We start from the raw sequence: 22,620 nt of genomic DNA on the forward strand, positions 1-22,620 counted from the left end.
CGGAGGTAAAGCCCCCAACGCCGCACCCCTGACTTGGCAGGCCTATTCCGGCCGTGTCCAGCCGTCCTTGTACTTTTCGAACCAGGCGAGGATCGCCGCCGCCTTGGCCGCGCTTTGCGAAGGGCGGGCGGCGATGCTGCCGTGACTTGCGCCGGGTACCTTGACCAGCGCGGTCGGCACGCCGCGAAGGCGCAGCGCGGTGTAATACTGCTCGGATTCGCTCACCGGGGTGCGGTAATCCTCCGCGCCGACCACTACCAGCGTCGGGGTTTCGACATTGCCCACCAGCGAAAGCGGCGATTGCTGCCAGTAGAATTCGGGATTCTCCCAAGGCTGCATGCCAAGCCAGTAGCGCCCGAAGTACGCTGCGTTGTCGGCGGTTAGCACCTGCGTCGTCCAGTTGATGACCGGCTTCTGTGTCACCGCGGCCTTGAAGCGATTGGTCTTGCCGACGATCCAGCTGGTCAGCACCCCGCCGCCCGATCCGCCGGTGACGAACAGGGCATCGGGGTCAGCCACGCCCTGCGCGATCGCTGCGTCGACGATGCTGATGAGGTCGTCGTAATCATTGCCGGGATAGGCCTTGTCGATCCGGTTGGCGAAATCCTCGCCATAGCTGGTCGATCCGCGCGGATTGGCGGACAGCACGGCATAGCCTGCGGCGGCGTAAAGCTGGTTGTCGGTGGCGAAATGGGGGCCGTATGCGGCAAATGGCCCGCCGTGGATTTCGAGGATCAGCGGCACGCGTGTGCCTTCGATATAACCGGGCGGCAAGGTCAGCCAGCCTTCGATTGCAAGCCCATCGTGGCTCGATTGCGCGGTGATCTTGCGCACTGTGCCCATCGTCTTGACGCTGCGGAGCGATGCGTTGAGGTCGGTCAGCATGCGTGCCTTGCCCGCGTTCGTCAGGCGCACTTCGGCGGGGAAAGTCGGTTCGCCGCCGGTAAAGGCAATCGCATCATTGGCCGCGACCGAGAAACTGCCGCCGGTATAGGGCCGGTCGAGCCCGCCGCCGGTGACGCCTTCCACCACGTCGCGGATCGACCCGTCGAGACCGATACGTGCAACGCGCACCTCGCCGCTGACGTCGTATTGCGCGTAAATCGCCTTGCCATCGGCATCCCAGACGATCCCGGAGGGGCTGAAACCCCAGCTTTCGGTGAGATTGCGGCGACCGGTGCCGTCAGGCGCCATCACGTAGAGATCGTCATCCTCATACGCGCGGCCCGCATCGTCGAAGCCCAAAAAGGCGATCAGCCTGCCATCGGGCGAGACTCGCGGGCTGTGATCCGGCCCGTCGCGGCTGGTGAGCGCGGTGATGTTCCCGCTGGCGATATCGAGCGCGTGGACTTCGCTTTCGACTGGATCGGTCTGCCAGTCGGGCTGGCGGTTGGCACTGAAATACAGCCGGCTTGCATCCCGTGAAAAGGCGAGCGGCCCCCCGTCATGATAATCGCCGAAGGTCAGTTGACGCGGCGCGCCGCCGGTGGCCGGGATCGTGAAGATTTTCTCGAAACCCGGCTTCAGGTATCCCGCCCCGTCGGCGCGGTAGGTGATGAGGTCGTAGACCTCCAGCGGTTCTGCCCATTCAGCGCCTTCGGGCTTGCCGGACGGGGGTGAGCCGAGCGTCAGCCCCTCGTTCGCAACCAGCATGGTGTAGGCGATCATGTTGCCATCGGGCGACCAAGTGATGTTGGACGGGCTTTGCGGCAGCCCCGTCAGGCGTACCGCCTCGCCTCCCTTCAGCCACTTGACCCACAATTGCGCTCCGCCGCTGCGGCTGGAGACATAGGCCAGCCGGGTGCCATCGGGCGACCAGCGCGGCGCGAAGGCATCGCCATCTGGGCCGCCCGCCAGCGGCATTTCCTCGCCGGTGCGCGTGTCGATCAGCCAGATCGCGGAGCGCGCACGGTCCGCCATGATGTCATGGCTGCGCCGGACATACGCGATGCGGCTGCCATCCGGGCTGATCTGCGGATCGGCGGCGGAGGAAAGATGAAACAGGTCCTGCGCGGTAAAGCGCCGCTCCGGCCCGGCGGGCACGCTGGCATCAGTGTCGGCGCCCTGTGACTGGGCGGACGCGGATACCGGCGCGAGCGCGAAAGCGAACACTGGGGCGAATACAGGGGCGAGTGCAATTGCGACCCACGGCTGGGGCATTCATCCGTCTCCTCGGCAGATTATTCTTCGGCAAGCCTTGTGGGGCGGCATTGCCGGAGGGTCAATCGCTCACCGTCCGGCAGGGCGGCGCTGACTGCCTAGTCCTCGGCGAAGCAGCCGGGCGTGCCTTCGTGCGGGGCCTCGTAGGTCGCCCACAAACTGTCCGGCCCCGGTTCGGCCGGCGGGCCTGCCGGGCCGGGCGTCTTTCCCAGCTTGAGCTGATGCAGATGCACCTTGGCGATCATGTTGGCGGCAATTGGGGCGGTGACGAACAGGAACACCGACACCAGCAATTCGTGGGTCGTCCACGCGCCCTCGACCAGTTGGAAGAACGCCACCGATCCCAGCAGCATCCCGCCCAGCCCCAACGTGCTGGCCTTGGTCGGCCCGTGCAGCCGCTCCATCAGCGAAGGCAGGCGCACCAGCCCCCAGCTGCCGATCAGCGCGAAGGCGCCTCCAAGCACGATCAGCGCGCTGGCGAGCAGTTCGGCGAAGGCGAAATTCCCGATCATTCGATGATGTCTCCGCGCAAAAGGAATTTGCAGTAGGCGACCGTGCCGACGAAGCCGACCATCGCCAGCAGCATCGCCGCTTCGAAGCTGGTGCCCGAACCGTCGGCAATCCCCGCCAGCACGATGATCCCGATTGCGTTGATCACCATCGTATCGAGCGCGAGGATGCGGTCGCCCACGCCCGGCCCCCGCAGCAGTCGCCACAGGTTCATGGCCAGAGCGATGGCCAACGCCACGAATGCGAAAGCGAGAGCATATTCGATCATGCGAAAACCCTCTTCAACCGCGCTTCGTAGCGCTGCTTGACCCGCGCCACTTCTGCGGCGGGATCGGGCGCGTGAAGTGCGTGCACCAACAGCCAAGTGCCGCAGGCCGAGACGTCGGCGGAGACCGTGCCCGGTGTGAGGCTGATGGTGCCGGCGAACACGGTGATTGCTTCGGGCGTATCGAGATCGAGCGGGATCGACAACCAGGCGGGCTGGAGTTTGTGATTGGGCTTGAACAGGATGATCGCCGCGACTTCGAAATTGGCTACGATGATGTCCCACAGCACAAGGCCGATATAGGCGAAACCGACGGCGAATTTCACCTTCGGCCGGCCGGGCCAGTAGGCGGCGGTGAACAGCGGTACAAACAGACCGAAGATCAGCCCGAGAAAAAGCGCGCCGAAGGTGAGGTCGTTGACCATCACCACCCACATAATCACCAGCAGCGCCGACAGGCCGGGATGGGGGATCAGCCGGTTCATCATGAGCCGTTCTCCCCCAGCACCGCGCGTGCGGCAATAGCAGGATCGAGCACCTGCGCTGCGGCGGCTTCAGCGTAGGCAGTGGCCCAGCCTGCCCCAGCGGATAGCGCTGCCAGCAGCGCCAGCGCGATCATGGCGGGGGCCATATCGGTGCGGGCGAAAGTTTCGGTCGCGCCCTTGCCTTCGGTTTCGGCGGCCTTCCAGAAAATCGCACTGCCCGCGCGGGCAAAGCCGATCACCCCGATCAGCGTGGTGACAAGGATCACGCCCCACGACCAGCCCCAGTTCGTCAGGCCCGTCACCGATGTCAGGATCAGCAGCTTGCCGATGAAGCCCGACAGCGGCGGCAGGCCGGTCACCGCGATGGCGGCGGCCATGAAGATCAGACCCACGCCTTGCCGGTCGGCGAAATCGGGGCCGGGGCTGCAGTTATCCGTAAAGCCCGCCCGCCGCCGCGCCACGATGTCGCTGACAAGGAACAGCGCCGCCCCGGCAACCGTCGAATGGACGAGGTAATAGAGCGCCGCGCCCAGCGTCGCTTCCTGCCAGCCTGCCACCGCGATCAGCAGCGTACCGGTCGATCCGATCACCGCGTATGATGCCTGTTCGGACAATGTGCGGGCGACGAACACGCCCGCGAAGCCGACTGCCGCCGTCACCAGCGCCGCTGGGAGCAGGTACGGTGCAGGCGCCCAGGCGGCCGCCCCGGCACCCTCACCGAACACCTGCGGCACGACCCTGACCAGCGAGTAGACCCCGACCTTGGTCATGATTGCAAACAGCGCCGCCACCGCCGGCGTCGCCACATCATAGGTGCGCGGCAGCCACAGGTGCAGCGGCACCACTGCCGCCTTGATCGCGAACACCGATGCCAGCAGCATGGCGGCGATGCGGATCAGCCCCTGATCCTCGGGCGCGAGCGCTGCCACGCGCAGCCCCATGTCAGCCATGTTGAGCGTGCCGGTCAGCGCATAAAGCAGGCCCAGCGCGATCAGGAACAGCGACGATCCGACCAGATTGACCACCACATATTGCACCCCCGCCTTCAGCCGCGCTGGTCCTTGCCCGTGCAGCAGCAGGCCGTAGGAGGCGATCAGCAGCACTTCGAAGAACACGAACAGGTTGAACAGGTCGCCGGTCAGGAATGCGCCATTCAACCCCATCAGCTGGAACTGAAACAGCGGGTGGAAATGCCAGCCCTTGCGGTCCGCTCCGGTGACGACCGCGTGCAGCAGCGCGATCAGCGCCAGCGTGGCGGCCAGCGTCAGCATGATCGCCGCGAGCCGGTCTGCCACCAGCGAGATGCCGAACGGCGCGGGCCATCCGCCCAGCGCGTAGGCCTGAACAGTGCCATCACCCGCCTGTGCGAGCAGCGCCAGCGCGCACCCCAGCATCGCCGCGGACGAGGTGAAGGCGACCCCGATCGCCCAGCCCGGATGGCGGCGCATCAACAGCAGGGTGAACGGCGCCGCCACCGCCGGAATTGCGATCGACAGGACCGGGAGATGATCGACAAGCGTCATTCGCCTCTCCCCGCTTCGCCATCATCCCCGTCGCACGGCACATTGTCGCCATCGACATGGTCGCTGCCGGTTTCGAGGAAGCTGCGCAGCGCGAGGATCACCACGAATGCGGTCATGCCGAAGGTGATGACGATTGCGGTCAGCACCAGCGCCTGCGGCAGCGGATCGGTATATTCGGTCACTGCCTTGTCCCAGATCGGCGGGCGGTTCAGCACCAGCCGCCCGGAGGCGAACAGGAACAGGTTCACCGCATAGGAAAACAGCGTGAGGCCCAGCACCACCTGAAAGGTGCGGGCGCGCAAGGCGAGATAGATGCCGCCTGCCACCAATACGCCGATCGCGCTGGCGACGAGGAATTCGTAGGTCATGGCGCAACCCCCTGCGCCGCGTCGTCCGGTTCGCCAGTTTCGGCATCCAGCCCTTCGGCATAGGCGCGGGCGGCGCGCTGGGAAATGTGGCTCAACTGCGCGAGCGCAAGCAAGACCGCGCCCAGCACCGTCAGGAACACGCCGGTATCGAACAGCATCGCGCTCGCCAGCTCGAAGGTGCCGATCAGCGGCAGGGTGAAATATTCGAAGGTCGAAGTGAGGAACGGCGCGCCGAATGCCATTGCACCCAATCCAGTCGCCATTGCCACCAGCACGCCCCACGCGATCATCCGGTGCTCGCTGAACCGCCGCCGCCGGTCGGTCCAGTCATAGCCTGCTGCGAGATATTGCAGCAGGAAGGCGATCGCCACCACCAGCGCGGCAATGAACCCGCCGCCGGGCTGGTTGTGGCCGCGCAGGAACAGGTAGATGCCCACGGTCAGCGTCAACGGCAGGGCGATCCTGCTGGCCATGACGAACATCATCGGGTGGCTCTCGGGCGAATGGGGCATATCTTCCTGCCAGCGGGCGAGCCGCGCGCCGGCACTGCCGCGCGCGGCGCTGTCGAGCAGAGCGAAGATGGCTAGGCCGGCAATGCCCAGCACGATGATCTCGCCCAGCGTATCGAAGGCGCGGAAATCGACCAGGATGACGTTGACGACATTGGTGCCGCCGCCGCCGGGTTTGGAGTTGGCGAGATGGAAGGCGGAAATCGTCTCCCCCGCGCCGCGCGTGAGCATCGCCCAGGCCAACCCGCCGATCAACACGCCGCCGGCCGTCGCCAGCGCGCCGTCGCGCCACTTGCGCGGGGAGGAGGAGATCAGCGGCGGTGCCTTGGGCAGCAGGTTGAGCGCGAGCAGCAGCAGCAGGATCGTCACCACCTCGACCGAAATCTGGGTCAGCGCCAGATCGGGCGCCGAGAAGCGCACGAAGGCAAGACTGACCACCAGCCCGATCACGCTGATATAGATCAGCACCCGGAAACGCTGGCGCGAATCGTTCACCACCGCCGCCGTCGCCGCGATCATCAGCGCCCAGGCGACGATTGCGGGCGCTGAAGCGGGAATGCCCGGCTGCACCCCTGTGATTGCCCCGCCGCCTTCCAGCGCGCCATCGATGATGAAGGCCACCACCACCCCGAAGGTCATCAGCAGCATTCGCTGGAGCGAAGGCGTGTGGACGGCGACGATGGCCTTGCGCACCCAGATATCGGCGAAGGCCAAGGTGGTTTCGAACATGCGCTTGGCATCGCTGTGTGCGATGCTGTCCCACGCCCTGAGCAAGCCTGCGTGCCGCCACAGCAGCAAGACCCCGCCCGCGACCGCGATCATGCTGAGGATCAGCGCCAGATTGACCCCGTGCCACAGCGCCAGATCGAATTCGGGCGCTGCGCCGCCGATCACCGCGCCCGTCACCGCGCCCACAAGCGGCCCGGCCAGCAGCATCGGCACGAGGCCAAGCAGCACAGCCAGCGCTGTCAGCAGCGCGGAAGGTGCCCACATGCCGACGGACGGATCATGCGCGCGTTCGTGCGGCTCCGCCTTGCGCGGCTGGCCGAAGAACAGGTGCCATGCGAGCCTTAGCGAATAACCGACCGAGAAGGTCGCGCCCACAGTGGCCAGCAGCGGCACCAGCCACGGCAGGCCGAACAGCGCGATATTGGGCGTTTCGTAGAGCATCAGCTCCTTGGAAATGAACCCGCCCATCGGTGGCAGCCCCGCCATCGAAGCCGCCGCGAGTGTCGCGATCAGCGCTGTCACCGGCATCGCCTTGGCCAGCCCGCCCAGCCGCCGGATATCGCGCGTGCCGGTTTCGTGGTCGACAATGCCTGCGACCATGAACAGCGCCGCCTTGAACGCGGCATGGTTGAGGATGTGCAGCACCGCCGCCAGCGCCGCCATCTCCAGCGAAAAGCCGAGCAGCATCACCAGCAGGCCCAGTTGACTGATGGTGGAATATGCGAGGATGCTTTTCAGATCATGCCGGAACAGCGCCACGGTGGCGGCGAACACCATCGTGATCAGACCGACGCTGCTGACGATCACGGTGTAGGCTTCCGTCCCCGCCAGCACCGGCCACAGCCGCGCGAGCAGAAACACGCCCGCCTTCACCATCGTCGCGGAATGCAGATAGGCGCTCACCGGGGTCGGTGCGGCCATCGCGTGCGGCAGCCAGAAATGGAACGGGAACTGCGCCGACTTGGTAAAGCACCCGATCAGGATCAGGCCCAGCAGCACCGGATAGAGCGGCGAGGCCTGAACCTGCGCACCGCGTTCGAGAATCGTGGCAAGGTCGAACGATCCTGCCGCCAGCCCGAGCAGCACCATGCCCCCGATCAGCGCCAGCCCACCGCCGCCGGTCACCGCGAGTGCCATGCGCGCGCCCTGCCGCCCTTCGGCCTTGTGCTGCCAGAACCCGATGAGGAGGAAGGACGAGAGGCTGGTCAGCTCCCAGAAAACCAGCAGCAGCAGGACATTGCCCGCCAGCACGATGCCCAGCATCGCACCCTGAAACAGCATCAGGCTAGCGAAAAAGCGCCCGGTCGCCTCGCCCTTGTAGAGGTAAAAATGCCCGAAGATCACCACCAGCAGGCCGATGCCGAGGATCAGCCCGGCAAACATCAGGCCGAGGGCATCGACCATCAGGGTCAGGTCCAGCCCCAGCGTCGGCACCCAGCTGACCGTGGCGGAAGGCACCGCGCCGCCGATCACCGGCCCGGCCATGCTCGCCAGCAGGATCAAGCCTGCAGCGCTTGCCGCAGCAGCGATGCCGGAGTGGAGCGCACGCGACCCGTTCGCGACAAGCGCGATCACAAGGGCGGCGGCAAAGGGCAGCGCCACCAGTGTAAATAGCGTCAAGGCATAAGCCATTGGCGGTTCCGGTGGCCCTTTTTGCCAGAATTGACGTTGCGATCGCGTCTGTTGCGCGTGCGCCTGCCATAGACGAGGCTTTTGTCACAGGACAAGCGCTTGCACCAAACGTGCCGTTTGTCTGCGGTGTTCCCGGGGCAGGTTGCCGCCTCTGTGCGCGTGATCGGTCAGTCGCCTTCGAATTCCATCAGCGTGCACACGTCAATTCCCGCCTCTCGCAAGCGGGCCGCTCCGCCAAGATCGGGCAGGTCGATCACGAACAGCGCGTGTTCGATCACGGCTCCGGCCCTTCGCAGGAGTTCGGCCGAGGCAAGCGCGGTGCCCCCGGTGGCGATGAGATCGTCGACCATCACGATCCTTTGCCCCGGTTCGATCGCGCCCGGATCTATCTCCAGCCGGTCGCTGCCGTATTCCAGCGCATAGTCGATGCCGATAGTCTGCATCGGCAGCTTGCCGGGCTTGCGCACAGGAACGAAGCCGATGCCGAGCTGCACTGCCACGGCTGCGCCGAAGATGAAGCCGCGCGCTTCCATTCCGGCTATCTTGTGTGCCCCTGCGCTGTCTGCCAGCTGGGCAAGGTGGTGCACGCTCGCCGCCATGCCCTGATGATGGCCGATCAAGGTGGTGATGTCGCGGAACTGGATTCCGGGGTGCGGGAAGTCAGGGATGGTGCGCACCAGCGCCTTGAGCTGTTCGCGGGAGAGATGCGGTGCGGTCATGTCGTAAGGCCCCTTTGTCACCGTAAAAGCAGAGCGCCCCGCCATCCGCAAGGGATGACGGGGCGCCCGTATCGAACGCGCGAGGGAAGCTTACTTCTTCTTCGGCTTCATGCCTGCCCAGATTTGCTTGTAGGACAGGAAGGCCAGCGCCGTCGCGAAGATAAGGAAGCCGATCACGAACCAGCCTGTCTGCTTGCGCTGCACCAGCGAAGGTTCGGCGGTCCAGGTCAGGAAAGCGGCAACGTCCTTGGACATCTGCGGGACGGTTGCTTCGGTGCCATCGGCGTAGGACACCTGGCCATCGATCACCAACGGCGGCGCCATGGCGATGTTCACGTTGGGGAAGTGCTCGTTGAAATACAGGCCGGGAGGGGTTTCGAAGCCCACCTTCGCTGCCAGTTCAGGGTCAGGCTCGCCGTATCCGGTCAGCAGGTCATAGACGTAGTTCGACCCATCACCGCGCGCCTTTGTCATCAGCGAAAGGTCGGGCGGGATCGCGTTGTTGTTGGCCGCGGCGGCCGCGATGTCATTGGCGAACGGCTTGGGGAAAAAGTCGGTCGGCTCGCCCGGGCGGGTGGTCGTTTCACCGGTGTTCGGGTCGATCCCCGGCACAGTCCAGCTAGCCGCCTCGGCATCCACTTCGGCTTCGGTGTAACCGAGCTGCTGGAGGTTGCGGAACGCCACGAACTTCAGGCCGTGGCAGGCCGAGCAGACTTCCTTGTAGACCTGATAGCCGCGCTGCAACTGGGCGACGTCCCAGGTGCCGAGCGGGCCGTCGAACGCGAAGCCGCCTTCCGGACCGTCGCCGTGCTCGTAGAAGGCATAGGATGCCTGCTTTTCAGCCGGCGGGCCGAAGGCGAAATTGATGAAGCCAGGAACCAGCGACCACAGCACCAGAATTGCGGTGATGGCGAGGCCGACAATGATGCCTCCGAGACGAATAGTCATGACCGAACTCTTTCTCGTTATCGGGTCAAATTGCTTGGGGCTGAGGCCGGCCGATTACTCGGCCGGTTGCAGCGAACCATCGGACGAAGTGCCGGGCAGGCCCTGAACCACACCTTCCGGATCGACCTTGCCGCCGCCTGACGTGGTGCCGGGCTTGTCCGAGCCGATCACCGCCTCGGTGATCGAGAAGGGCAGGGGCTTGGGCACTTCGATCTGGCTGATGATCGGCAGGATCACCAGGAAGTGCAGGAAGTAATATGCCGTCGCCACCTGGCTGAGGATCACATAGGGCTCTTCTGCCGGAGCGCCGCCACAGATGGTCAGAACGATCATCGTCGGGATCAGGCCGAACCAGAAGAACCGGCGGAACATGGGGCGATAGTGGCCCGAACGGACCGGGCTCTTGTCCAGCCATGGCAGGATGAACCACACCAGGATCGAGGCGAACATCGCAATCACCCCCAGCAGCTTCGCCGGAACGAAGGTGATTCCGAACAGCGCAAGGTCACCGGTGAAGGCACGCAGGATCGCGTAGAACGGCAGGAAGTACCATTCCGGAACGATGTGTGCCGGGGTCGAGAGCGGGTTCGCTTCGATGTAGTTGTCCGGGTGCCCCAGAACGTTCGGCAGGAAAAACACGAAGGTGGTGAACAGGATCAGCACGACACCGAGCCCGAACCCGTCCTTCGATGTGTAATAGGGATGGAACGGAACCGTGTCGCTTTCCTGCTTCACTTCGACGCCGGTCGGGTTGGACGAACCGGGAATGTGCAGCGCCCAGATGTGCAGGATCACTACGCCCGCAATCACGAAGGGCAACAGGAAGTGGAGCGAGAAGAAGCGGTTGAGCGCGGCGTTGTCCGGCGCGAACCCGCCCAGCAGCCACACCTGCAGCGGTTCGCCGATCAGCGGAAGTGCGCTGAACAGGCCGGTGATCACCTGCGCGCCCCAGAAGCTCATCTGGCCCCACGGCAGCACGTAACCCATGAAGGCGGTCGCCATCATCAGCAGGAAGATCACCACGCCGAGCAGCCAGATCATCTCGCGCGGCGCCTTGTAGGACGAGTAGAACAGGCCGCGGAAGATGTGCAGGTAGATGACAATGAAGAAGAAACTCGCCCCGTTTGCGTGGGCGTAGCGCAGCATCCAGCCATAGTTGACGTTGCGCATGATGTGTTCGACCGTGCCGAACGCGACCTGCGCATTCGCCGCGTAGTGCATCGCCAGAACAACGCCGGTGACGATCTGCACCACCAGGAAGAACCCGGCGAGCACGCCGAAATTCCACATGTAGTTAAGGTTGCGCGGCACCGGATAACCGGCCCCGACCGCATTGTAGACGAGCCGCGGAAGCGGCAATTTCTCGTCGATCCACTTGGTGAAAGCGGACTGCGGTTCATACTGCTTGGCCCAGGCAAAACTCATGGCGTTCTCTCGGGTTTGATCGAAATGGTCAGATCGGGACGATTATCGTTGTCGTTCAGCTACGAAAGCTCAGCCGACACGGATGACGGCGTCGGAGGTGAACTCGTATTCCGGCACCAGCAGATTGAGCGGCGCCGGGCCTTTGCGGATGCGGCCTGCGACATCGTAGTGCGAACCGTGGCAGGGGCAGAAATAGCCGCCGAACTCACCCTTGTTCTCGCCTTCGGCCGCGCCCAGCGGCACGCAGCCGAGGTGGGTGCAAACGCCCATGGTGACCAGAATGTCTTCGTGGCCTTCCTTGGTACGCTCCGCGAGGGTTTGGGGATCGCGCATGTCGGCCGCGTCCTGAGCCTTGGCAGACGCAATTTCCTCGGGCGTCAGTCGCTTGACGAACAGCGGCTGCTTGCGGAACACCGCCTTGATCCCCTGTCCGGGCTGAATCGCGCTGACATCGACTTCGGTGGTGCTGGCGGCGAGCACATCTGCCGAAGGGGCCATCTGGGTGATCAACGGGATCAGCACCGATGCGGCGCCGACGCCGGCCGTGCTGAGTGCGGCAATGTGAATCCAGTCGCGGCGGCGGACGCCGTCTTCGGTGCCCGTGTCGCTGATAGCGGCCGTGTCAGAAGCCATTGTGTCTTACCCTGCTCGTCTTGCCGCGCCGGAGAAACGCTCTGCGCGGCGTGCTGTTTCAGTGGCGGGGCTTTTGCCCCATAAGAGTCCGTCGATTGATCCTGCCGAGATGCGGGGTGCTTTTGTTCGTGCACCTCGCCCGCAGCGTGGGGGCAATTAACGGCAATCCAGCGAAAAACCAACCGTGTTTTGAACAAGACCCGTTCGCCCTTGCGCAAGGCGGGGTCAATCAAGCGCGATCATGCTGATCTGCCTGCCATAATCCGCCTCGCGCGCCTGCTTGGCCCTGCGATGCGAATGGTAACGCACGACATGAGAAAAAGTATCCCGGCCAAGATCAGCAATTTTGATGATGCCTGTCTGCTCCAGCCGGGTGGTGATGTAGCCGGGGAGATCGAAGTGCCAGCGGCGCGCCCCGACGCGCATGCCTGCGTCGGCAAAAAAGCGTTTATCTTCAGATTGAAAGCACGCCAAGAACGGCGCATCGACCTCGTAGCTCGGCTGTGCGATGGTCGGCCCGAGTGCGGCAGCGATATGTCCGCGCCGCGCGCCGAGGCTTTCCATTGCGGCGACCGTATTCTCGATCACCCCGTCCACCGCACCGCGCCAGCCCGCATGGGCCGCACCCACCACACCCGCCTCCGCGTCGGCGAAAAGCACCGGCCCGCAGTCTGCGGTGACGATCCCCAGCACGATACCGGGAGTTGCGGTTACCACCGCATCGGCGACGGGGCGGCCCGCTGCGGCGTCGTCCCAGCCAGCGTCGACGACCACCACATCGGGCGAATGCACCTGATGCGGCGCGGCGATTCGGCCGCCGGGCCGAATCGCTTCCGCTGCCGCTGCGCGCAGGGCCCGCACCGCCTGCGCATCACCCGGCCCGCCGAATCCGAACTGGTGCGCGCCGCCCGCGCTGCCGAAAAAGCCGTGGCGCACCCCTTCCAGAACGGCACTGCGCTCGATCGCGAAGGGGGTGCCTTTATCCATCGAGACTGCGGCTGACCTGTTCGAACGTGTCGCGCGACAGGTTGCCTGCGGCCGCGATGCGCTCCAGCTCCGCCTTCATCAGCGCCGCCCGGCCCGGCTCGATCCTCCGCCAACGTCCCAGCGAGGGCACGAACCGCGCTGCAGTCTGCGGGTTGATCGGATCGAGGGCGAGGATCACGTCAGCAACCATCCGATAGCCTTCACCGCTCGCATCATGGAAACCTTGCGGATTGCCCGCAAACGCCATGTGGAGCGAGCGCACGCGGTTGGGATTGCGCAAGGTGAAGTCAGGGTGCTGCGCCAATTCGCGCACCTGCGCGATCACATCCGGGTGGAGCGATAGCGCTTGCAAGGTGAACCACTTGTCCACGACCAACGCATTGTCGCGATAGCGATTATGGAACGCGGCGAGCCGCTCCGCGCGTTCGGGGCAGTCGAGCCCACACAGGACCATCAGCGCACCCTGCCTGTCGGTCATATTGTCGGCAGCGTCATATTGCTGCGCGGCGAGCGTGGCGGCGCGGGCGGGATCGGCGGCGGCGATCAGGGCGAGCGCTTGCGTCTTGACCTTGCGCGCCCCGCGCCCTGCCGGATCGTCCAGCGCAACCGCACTGGTTCGCGCATGGAGCGCGTCCAGTTCGTCGGCCAGCCCGATGCCGATGGCGGCTTTCAGTCCTTCGCGAGCTGCATGGATCGCGCCGGGGTCGGCTTTGCGGTCGCCGCTCGCCATCACCTCGAACAGATAGGTTTCCGACGGCAACACCATCAATTCGCCGCGCATCGAATCATCGAGATCAGTGTCCGTCAGGATCGCGCGGAACGCCCCGACGACCGCGCTTTCGCCATCGCCGGGCGCTTCCCCGCGCGCCTGTGCGACGAGGTGGCCGACGGCAAGCTCCTGCAACGCTTCGTAGCGGGCGAAGGGATCATCGTCGTAGGCGGCGAGGAACACGAGGTCCTCGCGCGCCAGTGTGCGGTCGATCACCACCGGAGCGGTGAAGCCGCGATTTATCGACACGACCGGATCGGGGCCGGCCAGCGGCAGGGTGAAGCTCTGCTCGGCTTCGGTCAGGACGATCAGTTGCTCGGCGCCGAGTGCGCCCGTGGCCCGCAAATGCACTGCAACCCTGAGCGGGATGGGCATCGGCAGCTTGTCGGGCTGTCCGGGGGTGGCGGGGACTCGCTGTTTGAGCGTGAGGGTCAGGCTGCCGCCTTCGACCGCCTGCGACACGTTAACGCGCGGGGTGCCGGCCTGCGAATACCACCGGCGGAACTGACCAAGATCGATCCCCGCCCCGTCCTCGATCGCCTTGACGAAATCCTCGCAGGTGGCCGCTTCGCCGTCATGGCGATCGAAATAAAGGTCGGTGCCGGCCCGGAAGCGATCGACCCCCGCCATCGAGCGCATCATGCGGATCACCTCTGCGCCCTTGTTATAGACGGTCGCGGTGTAGAAATTGCTGATCTCGCGGTAGCTGTCGGGCCGGATCGGGTGGGCGAGCGGCCCCGCATCCTCGGGGAACTGCGCCGCGCGCAGAATGCGCACATCCTCGATCCGCTTGACCGCCTCGCCGCGCATGTCCTGACTGAACAATTGGTCGCGCAGCACGGTGAAGCCTTCCTTGAGGCTGAGCTGGAACCAGTCGCGGCAGGTCACGCGGTTGCCCGACCAGTTGTGGAAATATTCGTGGGCGATAACGCCCTCGACCGCGTCGAAATCGGCGTCGGTGGCCGTGTCGGGATCGGCCAGCACGTATTTCGTGTTGAAGACGTTGAGCCCCTTGTTCTCCATCGCCCCCATGTTGAAGTCGCTGACCGCAACGATGTTGTAGAGATCGAGGTCGTATTCGCGGCCGAAGGTTTCCTCGTCCCACTTCATCGAGCGGTGGAGCGATTCGAGCGCGTGGTCGGTGCGGGCGAGGTCTTCGGGCCGTACCCAGATATTGCATTCGACCTCACGGCCCGAGCGGGTGGTGAAGGGCTTGGAGTTCGCCACCAGATCGCCCGCCACCAGCGCGAACAGATAGGACGGCTTGGGCCAAGGATCGTGCCATTCGGCCCAGTGGGTGCTGTCCTCGCCCTCCCCCTCGGCCACCTTGTTGCCGTTGCACAGCAACACCGGGAAAGCTGCCTTCGGGCCTTCCATGCGCACGGTATAGACCGACAGCACGTCGGGCCGATCAGGGAAGAAGGTGATGCGGCGGAAGCCCTCGGCCTCGCACTGGGTGCACAGCATCCCGCCCGAGGCATAGAGGCCCATCAGCTGGGTATTGGCGCTGGGATCGATTTCGGTTTCGATAACGATCAGGTGACTGTCGCCGTGCAACGGCACCATCAGATCGGCCCCGTCCATGCGCCAGTCGGCAGCTGCGCCGTCGACCACGACGGACACCGGCTTGAGGCTATCCCCGTTGAGGCGGATCATATCCGCCCGGTCGGCACGGGCGTTGCGCTGAACAGCCAGTTCGGCGCGCACGCGGGTGCGCGTGACGCCGAGATCGAAATGCAGTGAGACCTCCCGGATCAACCAGCCGAACGGGCGATAATCCTCACGCAGGATGACGGGCGGCTGCTGCGGACTGGGCGCGGCATCCGCAAGTTCGGGGTTGCCTTCGGGGTTCGTCGGGGTGGTTGCGATGTCCATAGCAGCCGATTTAGGTTGATTCGGGCGCGGGTCCAATGGTTAGGTTGCCCACATGGCGCGATTGTTCATCTTTGGCCTTGGATACACCGCAAGCCGGATTGCCGATGCGTTGCGCGCTGACGGTTGGCAGATCGACGCTACCGGAAGCGCGGGCAATATCGATTTTGACAACCCCGATGCCGTGCGTGCGGCGCTCGATGGCTGCATCCATGTTCTCTCGTCCGTCCCGCCGGAGCGTGGATCGGGTGCCGACCCGGTGCTGGAACGCTACGGGCAGGACATTGCGGGAAAGCGGATCGGATATCTCTCCTCAACCGGCGTCTATGGCGATCGGCAAGGCGCATGGGTGGACGAGGCTACCCCGACCATCGCGCAAAGCGGAGAGGGGCGCAGGAACGCCCGTGCCGAGGCGGACCTCGCGTGGCTCAACATGGGCGCAAGAGTGTTCCGCCTGCCAGGTATTTACGGCCCCGGTCGCAGCGCATTGGACCGGGTGCGGGAAGGAAAGGCGCGGCGGATCGACTTGCCGGATCAGGTGTTCAGCCGCGTCCATGTCGACGATATCGTGAGCGGGGTCGTGGCTGCTCTGACGCAGGACGCGCCGCCGGGGGCATACAATATCGGCGATGATCTGCCCGCCAGCGGCAACGCGGTGACAGAGCATGCTTGCCGCTTGCTGGGTGTAGAACCGCCGCCGCTCGAGACCCTGGAAGAGGCTAACCTCTCCGACATGGCGCGCGGGTTCTACATGGAGAACCGCCGCGTCGCCAACGGCAAGGCCGAGCAGATGCTCGGGTGGCAGCCGCGCTTCCCCACCTATGTCGAGGGGCTGGCGGCGCTCCTGTAACCCGCGGGGAACGGGCCGAAGGGCCGCGAGGCAAAACTAACGCCTGAGCGCGCCGCCCTGCTGCACCTGCACCGCCTTCACCCGCCGCGCCCTCAGCGCCAGCGCCATGCCGAGCAGCGCCAGCGCCGCCCCGCTCGCGGTGAGCGGCGTCCAGCGATAGCCTTCGAACGCGGTCGACAGCAGCATCGCCACGCACACCGTGACGATCCCGTTATAGGCGGTGCGCCCCGCGCCGATCTCGCGCACCAGATTGTAGTGCAGCGGGAAGGTCACCACCGATCCGATCAGCGCCAGATAGGCCGTCCCGGCCCAGAACTGCCATTTATCGGGGATTGGCGGCGGGCCTGCGGTGACAGCCGCAAAACCGAGATCGAAGATCGTGCCGTACAGCATCGCCCAAGCCAGCAGGCTCACCATCGGCACGCCGCGTCCGGTCGGGTTGGCTTGCACCACATTGGCGATCGAGGCGGCCAGCATCCCGCCGATTGCCAGCACGATGCCTAATCCCACATTGCCGTCCAGCGGCGCGGCGCGCCATTCGTGCACCAGCAGCAGTGCCACACCGGCAATCGCCACCATGCTGCCACCAATGAAGCCGCCCTGCACCCGCTCGCCGATGAACGCCCGTGCAAACAGCGCATTGGGCACCATCAGCAGCGCGAACATCACCGCGACAATGCCCGAGGTGATGTGCAGTTCGGCATGATAGACGAACAGGAAATTGCCGCTGAACTGCGCGATGCCGACACCGATGGCGAGCATTTGCTCGGGCCGCGTCAGCCGCAGCCTCCGGCCCATCAGCAACGCCACCAGAAACAGCGCCGGGGTGGCGAGCGCGAAACGGTAGAACACGCTCCACGCCGCCGGCACCACGTCGATCTGCCCGGTGATGACGAACCAGGTCGACCCCCAGATCGTGCCGGTCAGCATGAAGGGGATCAGCACGCGGGGGCTGAGCATCGACGGCGCGGCCAGCGTTGTCATAGGGCGGCGATAGCCTTGCCGAGTGCCTGTGCGTCATCTGCCTTGGTGTTCCACGCGGTGACGAAACGGGCGGCCTCGGCGCCCCAGTCGTAGAAAGCGAAATCCTGCGTGCGCAGCGCCGCACGTTCGGGCTCGCTCAGGCGCACGAACAGCTCGTTTGCCTCGACCGGGTGCAGCAGGCGATCACCGCAGCCTGCTGCAACTTCCTGCGCCGCCGCATTGGCATGGGCGGCATTGGCGAGCCACAGGTCGTCATCGAGCATCGCGAGGATCTGCGCGGCCAGATAGCGCCCCTTGCATTGCAGGTGGCCTGCACGCTTGCGACGATAACGCACCTGCATCGCAGCTTCGGGATTGAACAGCACAACGGCTTCCGCCCCCATGCCGCCGTTCTTGATGAACCCGAAGGCAAGGCTGTCGACTGGTCCGCTGGCCGCCCGGGCCGCCTGCTCGGCGCTGCCGCCCAGAAACGCCGCCGCATTGGCGAACCGCGCGCCGTCCATGTGCAGGCCGAGCTTGCGCTGCTTGGCGAAATCGCCGAGCGCCGCGAGTTCGTCGGGACGATAGCTCCGCCCGTATTCCGATGCCTGCGTTATGGCGATGGCATGCGGTTGCACCTGATGCACATCGTCACGGATCGGGTCGATCAGCGCAGCAAGATTGGCGGGCGTCAGTTTCGCGCCTTCGCCGTCCGCCAGCATCAGCTTGGCACCATGGAGGTAGAACCCCGGCGCGCCGCCTTCGTCCACCTCGATATGCGCCTCGCTGTGACACACCACTCCGCCGTGCGGCTGACACATGGTGGCGAGCGCGAGGCAATTGGCCGCCGTGCCCGTCGCCACCCACAGCGCAGCGCATTCGCGCCCGAACAGCGCGGTGAAGCGCGCATCGAGTTCTTTCGACAGAGCATCCCCGTCGTAGGGATTGTCCGGTTGGTCGGCACTGCGCATCGCTTCCCAGACCTTGGGGTGGACGGCGGCGGCATTGTCGGACAGGAACGGTTTTGCGAGTGTCATGATGGAAACGCCTCTAGAGCGCCACGCGGCCAAGGCAAGCGGCCAGCATCGGTCGCCAACACAAGCGGGAGCAGCAAACATGGGCGAACAGCGCGCCGAAGTCACCATCACCCATCACGTGCAGGGGCAAGGCGGCTCTTACGTCGCCGTGGTCGAGGACTCCACGCAGGAGGCCTATCTCAAGTGGGAGCCGGGCGGCATCAAGAATGGCAAGGAGGTGCGCATCGCCGCTCACACGGTGGTGCCGCAAGCGATCAGCGGTCGCGGCGTCGCGGCGCAGCTGGTCGGGCGTCTGGTGGCGGATGCAGAGCGGCTCGGCTTCCTGATTCGCCCCGACTGTTCCTATGTCGCAGCCAAATTCGAAGAAAATCCGGACTGGGCCGCGCTCAAGGCCTGATCGCGGGCCGGAGCCGCATCGAGCCGTGAATAATCGGTCGCGGCGATGGTTTCGAGCACGCTGGCACGCAAGCTGCGTGCCTCTTCGATCGGGACGCCGCGGATGGCGAACTCGCCCCCTGCCAGCCCCAGATGCACCGTCGCATAGCCGCGCCACCGGGCAATCGGCCCCTGCGCGATCTCGACCGAATGGAGTTTGAGCCGGGTGGCGATCTGGCTGGTGGGCGATAGCAGCCCGTGGCTCGCAAACACCTGCAGATCATCGAGCGCGTGGCGCCGAAACTCCCACGCATACATATTCGCCCCGGCCGCCAGCACTGCTAGTCCGATCGGCAGTAAGGCAACGCCGAACGGTGCAAAGATCGCCGCCAGAATCGCGGCCATGCCAAGCACCGCCGAATCGAACACGATCCTGTCCGTCAGGTGCCGCCTGCTCGCGCGGTGCCAGCTGGTTTCTGCGTCGGGCAGGTGAAACCCGGCGGATCGGATGATCGGGGCGATTTCCTCCATTTTTGCGAACGGCGCGACCACATGGCTGGCGCTTCCCGCATCCTGCGCGAGGCTGACGAAGCTCAATCCGTGCCAGCCGAAGCGGTAACGCAGCAGCCCGGTGCCGATCACCAACGCCTGCACCCGGTGCGGGGGCATCACCACGTCGGTGCGGGTGAACAGCCCACGTTGCCGCCGGAAGCCGCGCGGTGAGCGCGAGAGAACAAAGCCCCATTCGCGCGCGAAAGTGCGGGCGATGCCGGTCGCCATGCCGATGAAGACCAGCCCGATCAGGCCGGCAAGCGCGCCAGCCGCCTGCGCATAGGGGCCGAGCCGGGCGACGGTGCTGCCCTGCTCGTCCAGCCAGCCGCGCCACAGGTCGACGTTCCAGACGTCGACATTGGTGACGGTGTCGACATATTGCAAAGCGCCGCCGAGCAGCGCGAAAACTGCAAGCGAGAACTCGAACAGGCCGAAGCGCAGCAGGCGGCGCGGCCCCATGGCGAACAGCACGTCACCGTCGTCCGCGCCGGCGGGCAAGACCGCCTCCGGGTTTGTACCGGGTTCTGCGACCCGTTCCTCGTCCCGCCGTTCGCGCACCAATTGCCGCAGGCGTTCGCCTTCGGGTTGCGAGAGATATTGCAACGCCAGGTCCTCGCCCCCGCCCGCGCCTGTTTCGAACTTGACTGCGACCAGCCCGAACACACGCGGCAGAAGCTTGGCTTCGAGACTGACATCCTGAATGCGCTCATACGGCACCGATCGTGCCGCACGGCTCAACACGCCGCTTTCGACGCGGATATCCTGCGCGCCGATGGTATAGGTCAACCGGCGCCAGCCGATATAGCTGAAGATCGTGCCGATCACGATCGAGGCCGCTGCAACGCCGATCGCGATCAGATAGCGCCCCGATCCACCGATCCCCGAAAAGGCGATGGCGATTGCGGGAATGATCGCGCTGCGGATCGCCCCCAACGCGCCGATGGCGACGCTGAGCGGCGCGGTATGGCGTGGCTCGTTCATCGCGACGTGCTCACAGACTTTCCCGGCGGATATGAGCGCGGATGTCCTCGCGCATCTCGCGCGCCAGCTCCTCGCCAAGCCCCGGCAGCGAGACGCTGGCATTGTGATTGCCCGCAGTGTGCAGCGTGAGGGTAGCGATGCCGAAGAAACGTTCGAGCGGGCCTTGATCGACATCGATATGCTGCACCCGACCGAACGGCACCACGGTGTCGGACCGCCACAGGAGGCCGCGCACCACCCGCAGCCGGTCGGGGCTGATCTGGTATCCGCGCGCGTTATAGCGGCGGGTCGGCACGCGGATCACCAGCGCCAGCGCAATCAGCAGCACCGGCCCTGCGATCACGCCCGGCGGAAGAAAGCCCGCATCCCGGCTGACCGCCTCCAGCACCAGCGCGGCAATCAGGAAAGGGATCGCCATCAACGCGGCCTGCACCCGCAGCGAATGGGTGTAGTTCGGATGCAACCGTGTCAGCTCGGCATCATCATCGAGCGACAGGCCGGCGGGAGCGATTGCGGGAGAGTGATCCATGGTGAATTACTGGCGCAATACACTATCTTCGCGCAAGGGGATTCGGGCCCGCGCAAGGATTTTCGCCAAGCTACCGCCGCTGATCGAACCGGCGGCCCACCAGCGCGGCGGCGATGTTGGTCTTTTGCACGTCGATCGATCCGCCCGCGATGCCCCACGCAAACCCGTCACGCAGCCGCTGCTCCATCCCGTAATCCTTGTGATAGCCGTAACCGCCCATCACCTGCATCCCCATCGCGGTCACGTCGCGCACGATTTCATTGGCATAACATTTCGCCACGCTGCTTTCGTAGACGGTCGGCAGACCATCGGGCTGATGCGCAGCGTTGGCGGCGGCGCGGTGGATCAGCAGGCGGCTGGCCTCGACCTTCATTGCCATCTCGGCGAGTTTCAACTGCACCGCCTGAAACTCGATGATCGGCTTGCCGAACGCCTCGCGTTCCTGAACATATTGGGTCGCGGCTTCCAGCGCGGCTGCGGCGACGCCGAGGCTCTGGGTGGCATTGCCGCAGCGTTCCAGCCCGAACGCGCTCATCAGCTTGCCGAACCCGCCCGCGCCGATGATGACATTGCCTGCAGGCACCCGCACATCCTCGATCGCGTAATCGGCAGTGGCGATGCCGCGAAAGCCCATCAGCTCCTCGCGCTTGCCGAACTGCATTCCCGGCAGGTCTTTTTCAAGCAGGATCGCGCCGATCCCCTTGGCGCCCGGTTCATCTGAAAACCGGCAATAGGTGACGTAGTAATCCGAATGCCCGCCGCCGGATGTCCAGCGCTTGTAGCCGTTGACGCGGTAATGATTGCCGTCGATCACCGCGCGGGTTTTCAGATCGGTCAGCGCGGTTCCGGCGTCGGGTTCGGACATCGACACCGCCACCACCTTCTCGCCCCGGATTACCTCGGGCAGGATGCGCGCTTTCATTTCAGCCGAGCCGAAACGTTCGATGGTGCGCACCGGGCCGACCAGCGCCTCGAACACGGGGAAAGCGACCGCGTTGGAAATCTTGGCGAATTCCTCCAGCACCAGCAGCGCCTCGACATGACCGAGCCCGAGCCCGCCATATTCGGTCGGCAGGTTGACCCCCAGAAAACCCATTTCGCCATAGGTGCGCAGCATATCGTGCGGGACGGGGTAGTCCTTTTCCTCCATGTCGCGCGCCAAAGCGGGCAATTCGGCGCGCGCGAACTTGCGTGCGGTGTCCTGCAGCGCGCGCTGCTCGTCGGTCAGCTGGAAGTTCATGGATGCATCATCCCCTGTCGCGTGTTCCGGACGCTCCTAGCGCATGGGAGGGGCGGGGGCGCAAGCCTTTGTGTGACAAAGGCCCCGCTGCTTTGCGGGGGCGGGATTGGTACGCTGCTTCCGCGCCGTGCAGGTGCACCGCGTCAGGCGGCCATCTGCGCCAGCAAGGTTCTCACTTCCTCCAGCGATTGCCTTGCGCCTGTGATCGCCTCGTCAAGTTCCGCCTTGGCGCGCATTGCGCGGCGATGCGTATTGGCGATCGAAGAACACATCGTTTCAAGCGGTTGCGACGGCTGCGGCGCACCCGCGCCCTTCGTGTCGAGCAATTCCGAAAAGTCGAGCCTCAGCAGGATCGTGCCGGTCGCATTGGCGACTTCGAACGAGCAGCCGAGCGGGTTGATCCGATCCGCTAGCAATTCCGGCCACATCGCCAACGCGGTCCGGCTCGCTTCGAGACACGCCATTTCTACGTTGGCGAGCTCGGTTCCTGTTTCGTCCGGGCTCAGGCCCGCACCGTCGTAAAAGTGGAAAAAGAAGAGTGCCACAATGGTTTCCTCCC

The 22,620-nt window shown here is 65.1% G+C and carries 21 protein-coding genes; 2 read left to right on the forward strand and 19 right to left on the reverse strand.

Features of this window, described 5'->3' with window-relative positions:
- Positions 1-42: 42 nt before the first annotated feature.
- From J3454_RS10095 to pepN, 13 genes are all read right to left on the reverse strand, one after another.
- Positions 43-2,160, reverse strand: a complete 2,118-nt coding sequence (locus J3454_RS10095; RefSeq protein WP_349513632.1) for a S9 family peptidase — start codon at positions 2,158-2,160, stop codon at positions 43-45.
- A 98-nt stretch (positions 2,161-2,258) separates the two neighbouring features.
- Positions 2,259-2,672, reverse strand: coding sequence for a Na+/H+ antiporter subunit G (locus J3454_RS10100; RefSeq protein ID WP_349513633.1), 414 nt, complete (start codon positions 2,670-2,672; stop codon positions 2,259-2,261).
- Entirely contained in the window at positions 2,669-2,938 is a 270-nt protein-coding gene (locus J3454_RS10105) for a K+/H+ antiporter subunit F (protein WP_349513634.1), read from the reverse strand. Before J3454_RS10105 ends, J3454_RS10100 begins: the two co-directional genes overlap by 4 nt.
- Complete coding sequence (locus J3454_RS10110) at positions 2,935-3,423, reverse strand: Na+/H+ antiporter subunit E (RefSeq protein ID WP_349513635.1); 489 nt, start codon at positions 3,421-3,423, stop codon at positions 2,935-2,937. Before J3454_RS10110 ends, J3454_RS10105 begins: the two co-directional genes overlap by 4 nt.
- Entirely contained in the window at positions 3,420-4,943 is a 1,524-nt protein-coding gene (locus tag J3454_RS10115; protein WP_349513636.1) for a monovalent cation/H+ antiporter subunit D, read from the reverse strand. The genes J3454_RS10110 and J3454_RS10115 overlap by 4 nt, the downstream gene beginning before the upstream one ends.
- Positions 4,940-5,311 (reverse strand): Na+/H+ antiporter subunit C, encoded by a 372-nt coding sequence (locus J3454_RS10120; RefSeq protein WP_296721228.1) that lies wholly within the window; start codon positions 5,309-5,311, stop codon positions 4,940-4,942. The genes J3454_RS10115 and J3454_RS10120 overlap by 4 nt, the downstream gene beginning before the upstream one ends.
- Complete coding sequence (locus J3454_RS10125) at positions 5,308-8,181, reverse strand: monovalent cation/H+ antiporter subunit A (protein WP_349513637.1); 2,874 nt, start codon at positions 8,179-8,181, stop codon at positions 5,308-5,310. The genes J3454_RS10120 and J3454_RS10125 overlap by 4 nt, the downstream gene beginning before the upstream one ends.
- 167 nt (positions 8,182-8,348) lie before the next feature.
- Positions 8,349-8,900, reverse strand: coding sequence for an adenine phosphoribosyltransferase (locus J3454_RS10130; protein WP_349513638.1), 552 nt, complete (start codon positions 8,898-8,900; stop codon positions 8,349-8,351).
- A 90-nt stretch (positions 8,901-8,990) separates the two neighbouring features.
- The gene (locus J3454_RS10135; RefSeq protein ID WP_349513639.1) at positions 8,991-9,848 is read right to left on the reverse strand and encodes a cytochrome c1; all 858 of its coding nucleotides are present in this window, start codon (positions 9,846-9,848) and stop codon (positions 8,991-8,993) included.
- 54 nt (positions 9,849-9,902) lie between these two features.
- A complete protein-coding gene (locus J3454_RS10140) occupies positions 9,903-11,273 on the reverse strand; it encodes a cytochrome b (protein WP_349513640.1) in 1,371 nt (456 codons plus the stop codon).
- A 69-nt stretch (positions 11,274-11,342) separates the two neighbouring features.
- Entirely contained in the window at positions 11,343-11,906 is a 564-nt protein-coding gene (petA, locus tag J3454_RS10145) for a ubiquinol-cytochrome c reductase iron-sulfur subunit (protein ID WP_349513641.1), read from the reverse strand.
- A 225-nt stretch (positions 11,907-12,131) separates the two neighbouring features.
- Positions 12,132-12,893 carry a peptidoglycan editing factor PgeF gene (gene pgeF / locus J3454_RS10150; protein ID WP_349513642.1) on the reverse strand — a complete coding sequence of 254 codons (762 nt, stop codon included), beginning with the start codon at positions 12,891-12,893 and terminating at the stop codon, positions 12,132-12,134.
- A complete protein-coding gene (pepN, locus tag J3454_RS10155) occupies positions 12,886-15,537 on the reverse strand; it encodes an aminopeptidase N (protein WP_349513643.1) in 2,652 nt (883 codons plus the stop codon). Before pepN ends, pgeF begins: the two co-directional genes overlap by 8 nt.
- Before the next feature lie 52 nt (positions 15,538-15,589).
- Between pepN and J3454_RS10160 the strand changes: the two genes are divergently transcribed.
- The gene (locus tag J3454_RS10160; RefSeq protein WP_349513644.1) at positions 15,590-16,384 is read left to right on the forward strand and encodes an SDR family oxidoreductase; all 795 of its coding nucleotides are present in this window, start codon (positions 15,590-15,592) and stop codon (positions 16,382-16,384) included.
- Between the two features lie 36 nt (positions 16,385-16,420).
- Here J3454_RS10160 and J3454_RS10165 read toward each other — a convergent pair whose 3' ends face one another.
- Together J3454_RS10165 and J3454_RS10170 are read right to left on the reverse strand one after the other, a co-directional pair.
- Positions 16,421-17,368, reverse strand: coding sequence for a DMT family transporter (locus J3454_RS10165; RefSeq protein WP_349513645.1), 948 nt, complete (start codon positions 17,366-17,368; stop codon positions 16,421-16,423).
- The gene (locus J3454_RS10170) at positions 17,365-18,384 is read right to left on the reverse strand and encodes a threonine aldolase family protein (protein WP_349513646.1); all 1,020 of its coding nucleotides are present in this window, start codon (positions 18,382-18,384) and stop codon (positions 17,365-17,367) included. The genes J3454_RS10165 and J3454_RS10170 overlap by 4 nt, the downstream gene beginning before the upstream one ends.
- Before the next feature lie 79 nt (positions 18,385-18,463).
- Between J3454_RS10170 and J3454_RS10175 the strand changes: the two genes are divergently transcribed.
- On the forward strand, positions 18,464-18,781 hold the full coding sequence (locus J3454_RS10175; protein ID WP_349513647.1) for a GNAT family N-acetyltransferase: 318 nt from the start codon (positions 18,464-18,466) through the stop codon (positions 18,779-18,781).
- On the opposite strand, the gene J3454_RS10180 is transcribed toward J3454_RS10175, so the two are convergent.
- The 4 genes from J3454_RS10180 to J3454_RS10195 form a co-directional block, all read right to left on the reverse strand.
- Entirely contained in the window at positions 18,727-20,292 is a 1,566-nt protein-coding gene (locus tag J3454_RS10180) for a PH domain-containing protein (protein WP_349513648.1), read from the reverse strand. The two genes, J3454_RS10175 and J3454_RS10180, sit on opposite strands and share 55 nt — an antisense overlap.
- 10 nt (positions 20,293-20,302) lie before the next feature.
- Positions 20,303-20,821, reverse strand: coding sequence for a PH domain-containing protein (locus tag J3454_RS10185; protein ID WP_349513649.1), 519 nt, complete (start codon positions 20,819-20,821; stop codon positions 20,303-20,305).
- A 70-nt stretch (positions 20,822-20,891) separates the two neighbouring features.
- Positions 20,892-22,061 carry an acyl-CoA dehydrogenase family protein gene (locus J3454_RS10190; RefSeq protein WP_349513650.1) on the reverse strand — a complete coding sequence of 390 codons (1,170 nt, stop codon included), beginning with the start codon at positions 22,059-22,061 and terminating at the stop codon, positions 20,892-20,894.
- A gap of 143 nt (positions 22,062-22,204) precedes the next feature.
- Complete coding sequence (locus J3454_RS10195; protein WP_349513651.1) at positions 22,205-22,606, reverse strand: DUF6894 family protein; 402 nt, start codon at positions 22,604-22,606, stop codon at positions 22,205-22,207.
- Between the last annotated feature and the right edge of the window lie 14 nt (positions 22,607-22,620).

Source organism: Erythrobacter sp. NFXS35 (genome assembly GCF_040148725.1).
GTDB lineage: Bacteria > Pseudomonadota > Alphaproteobacteria > Sphingomonadales > Sphingomonadaceae > Erythrobacter.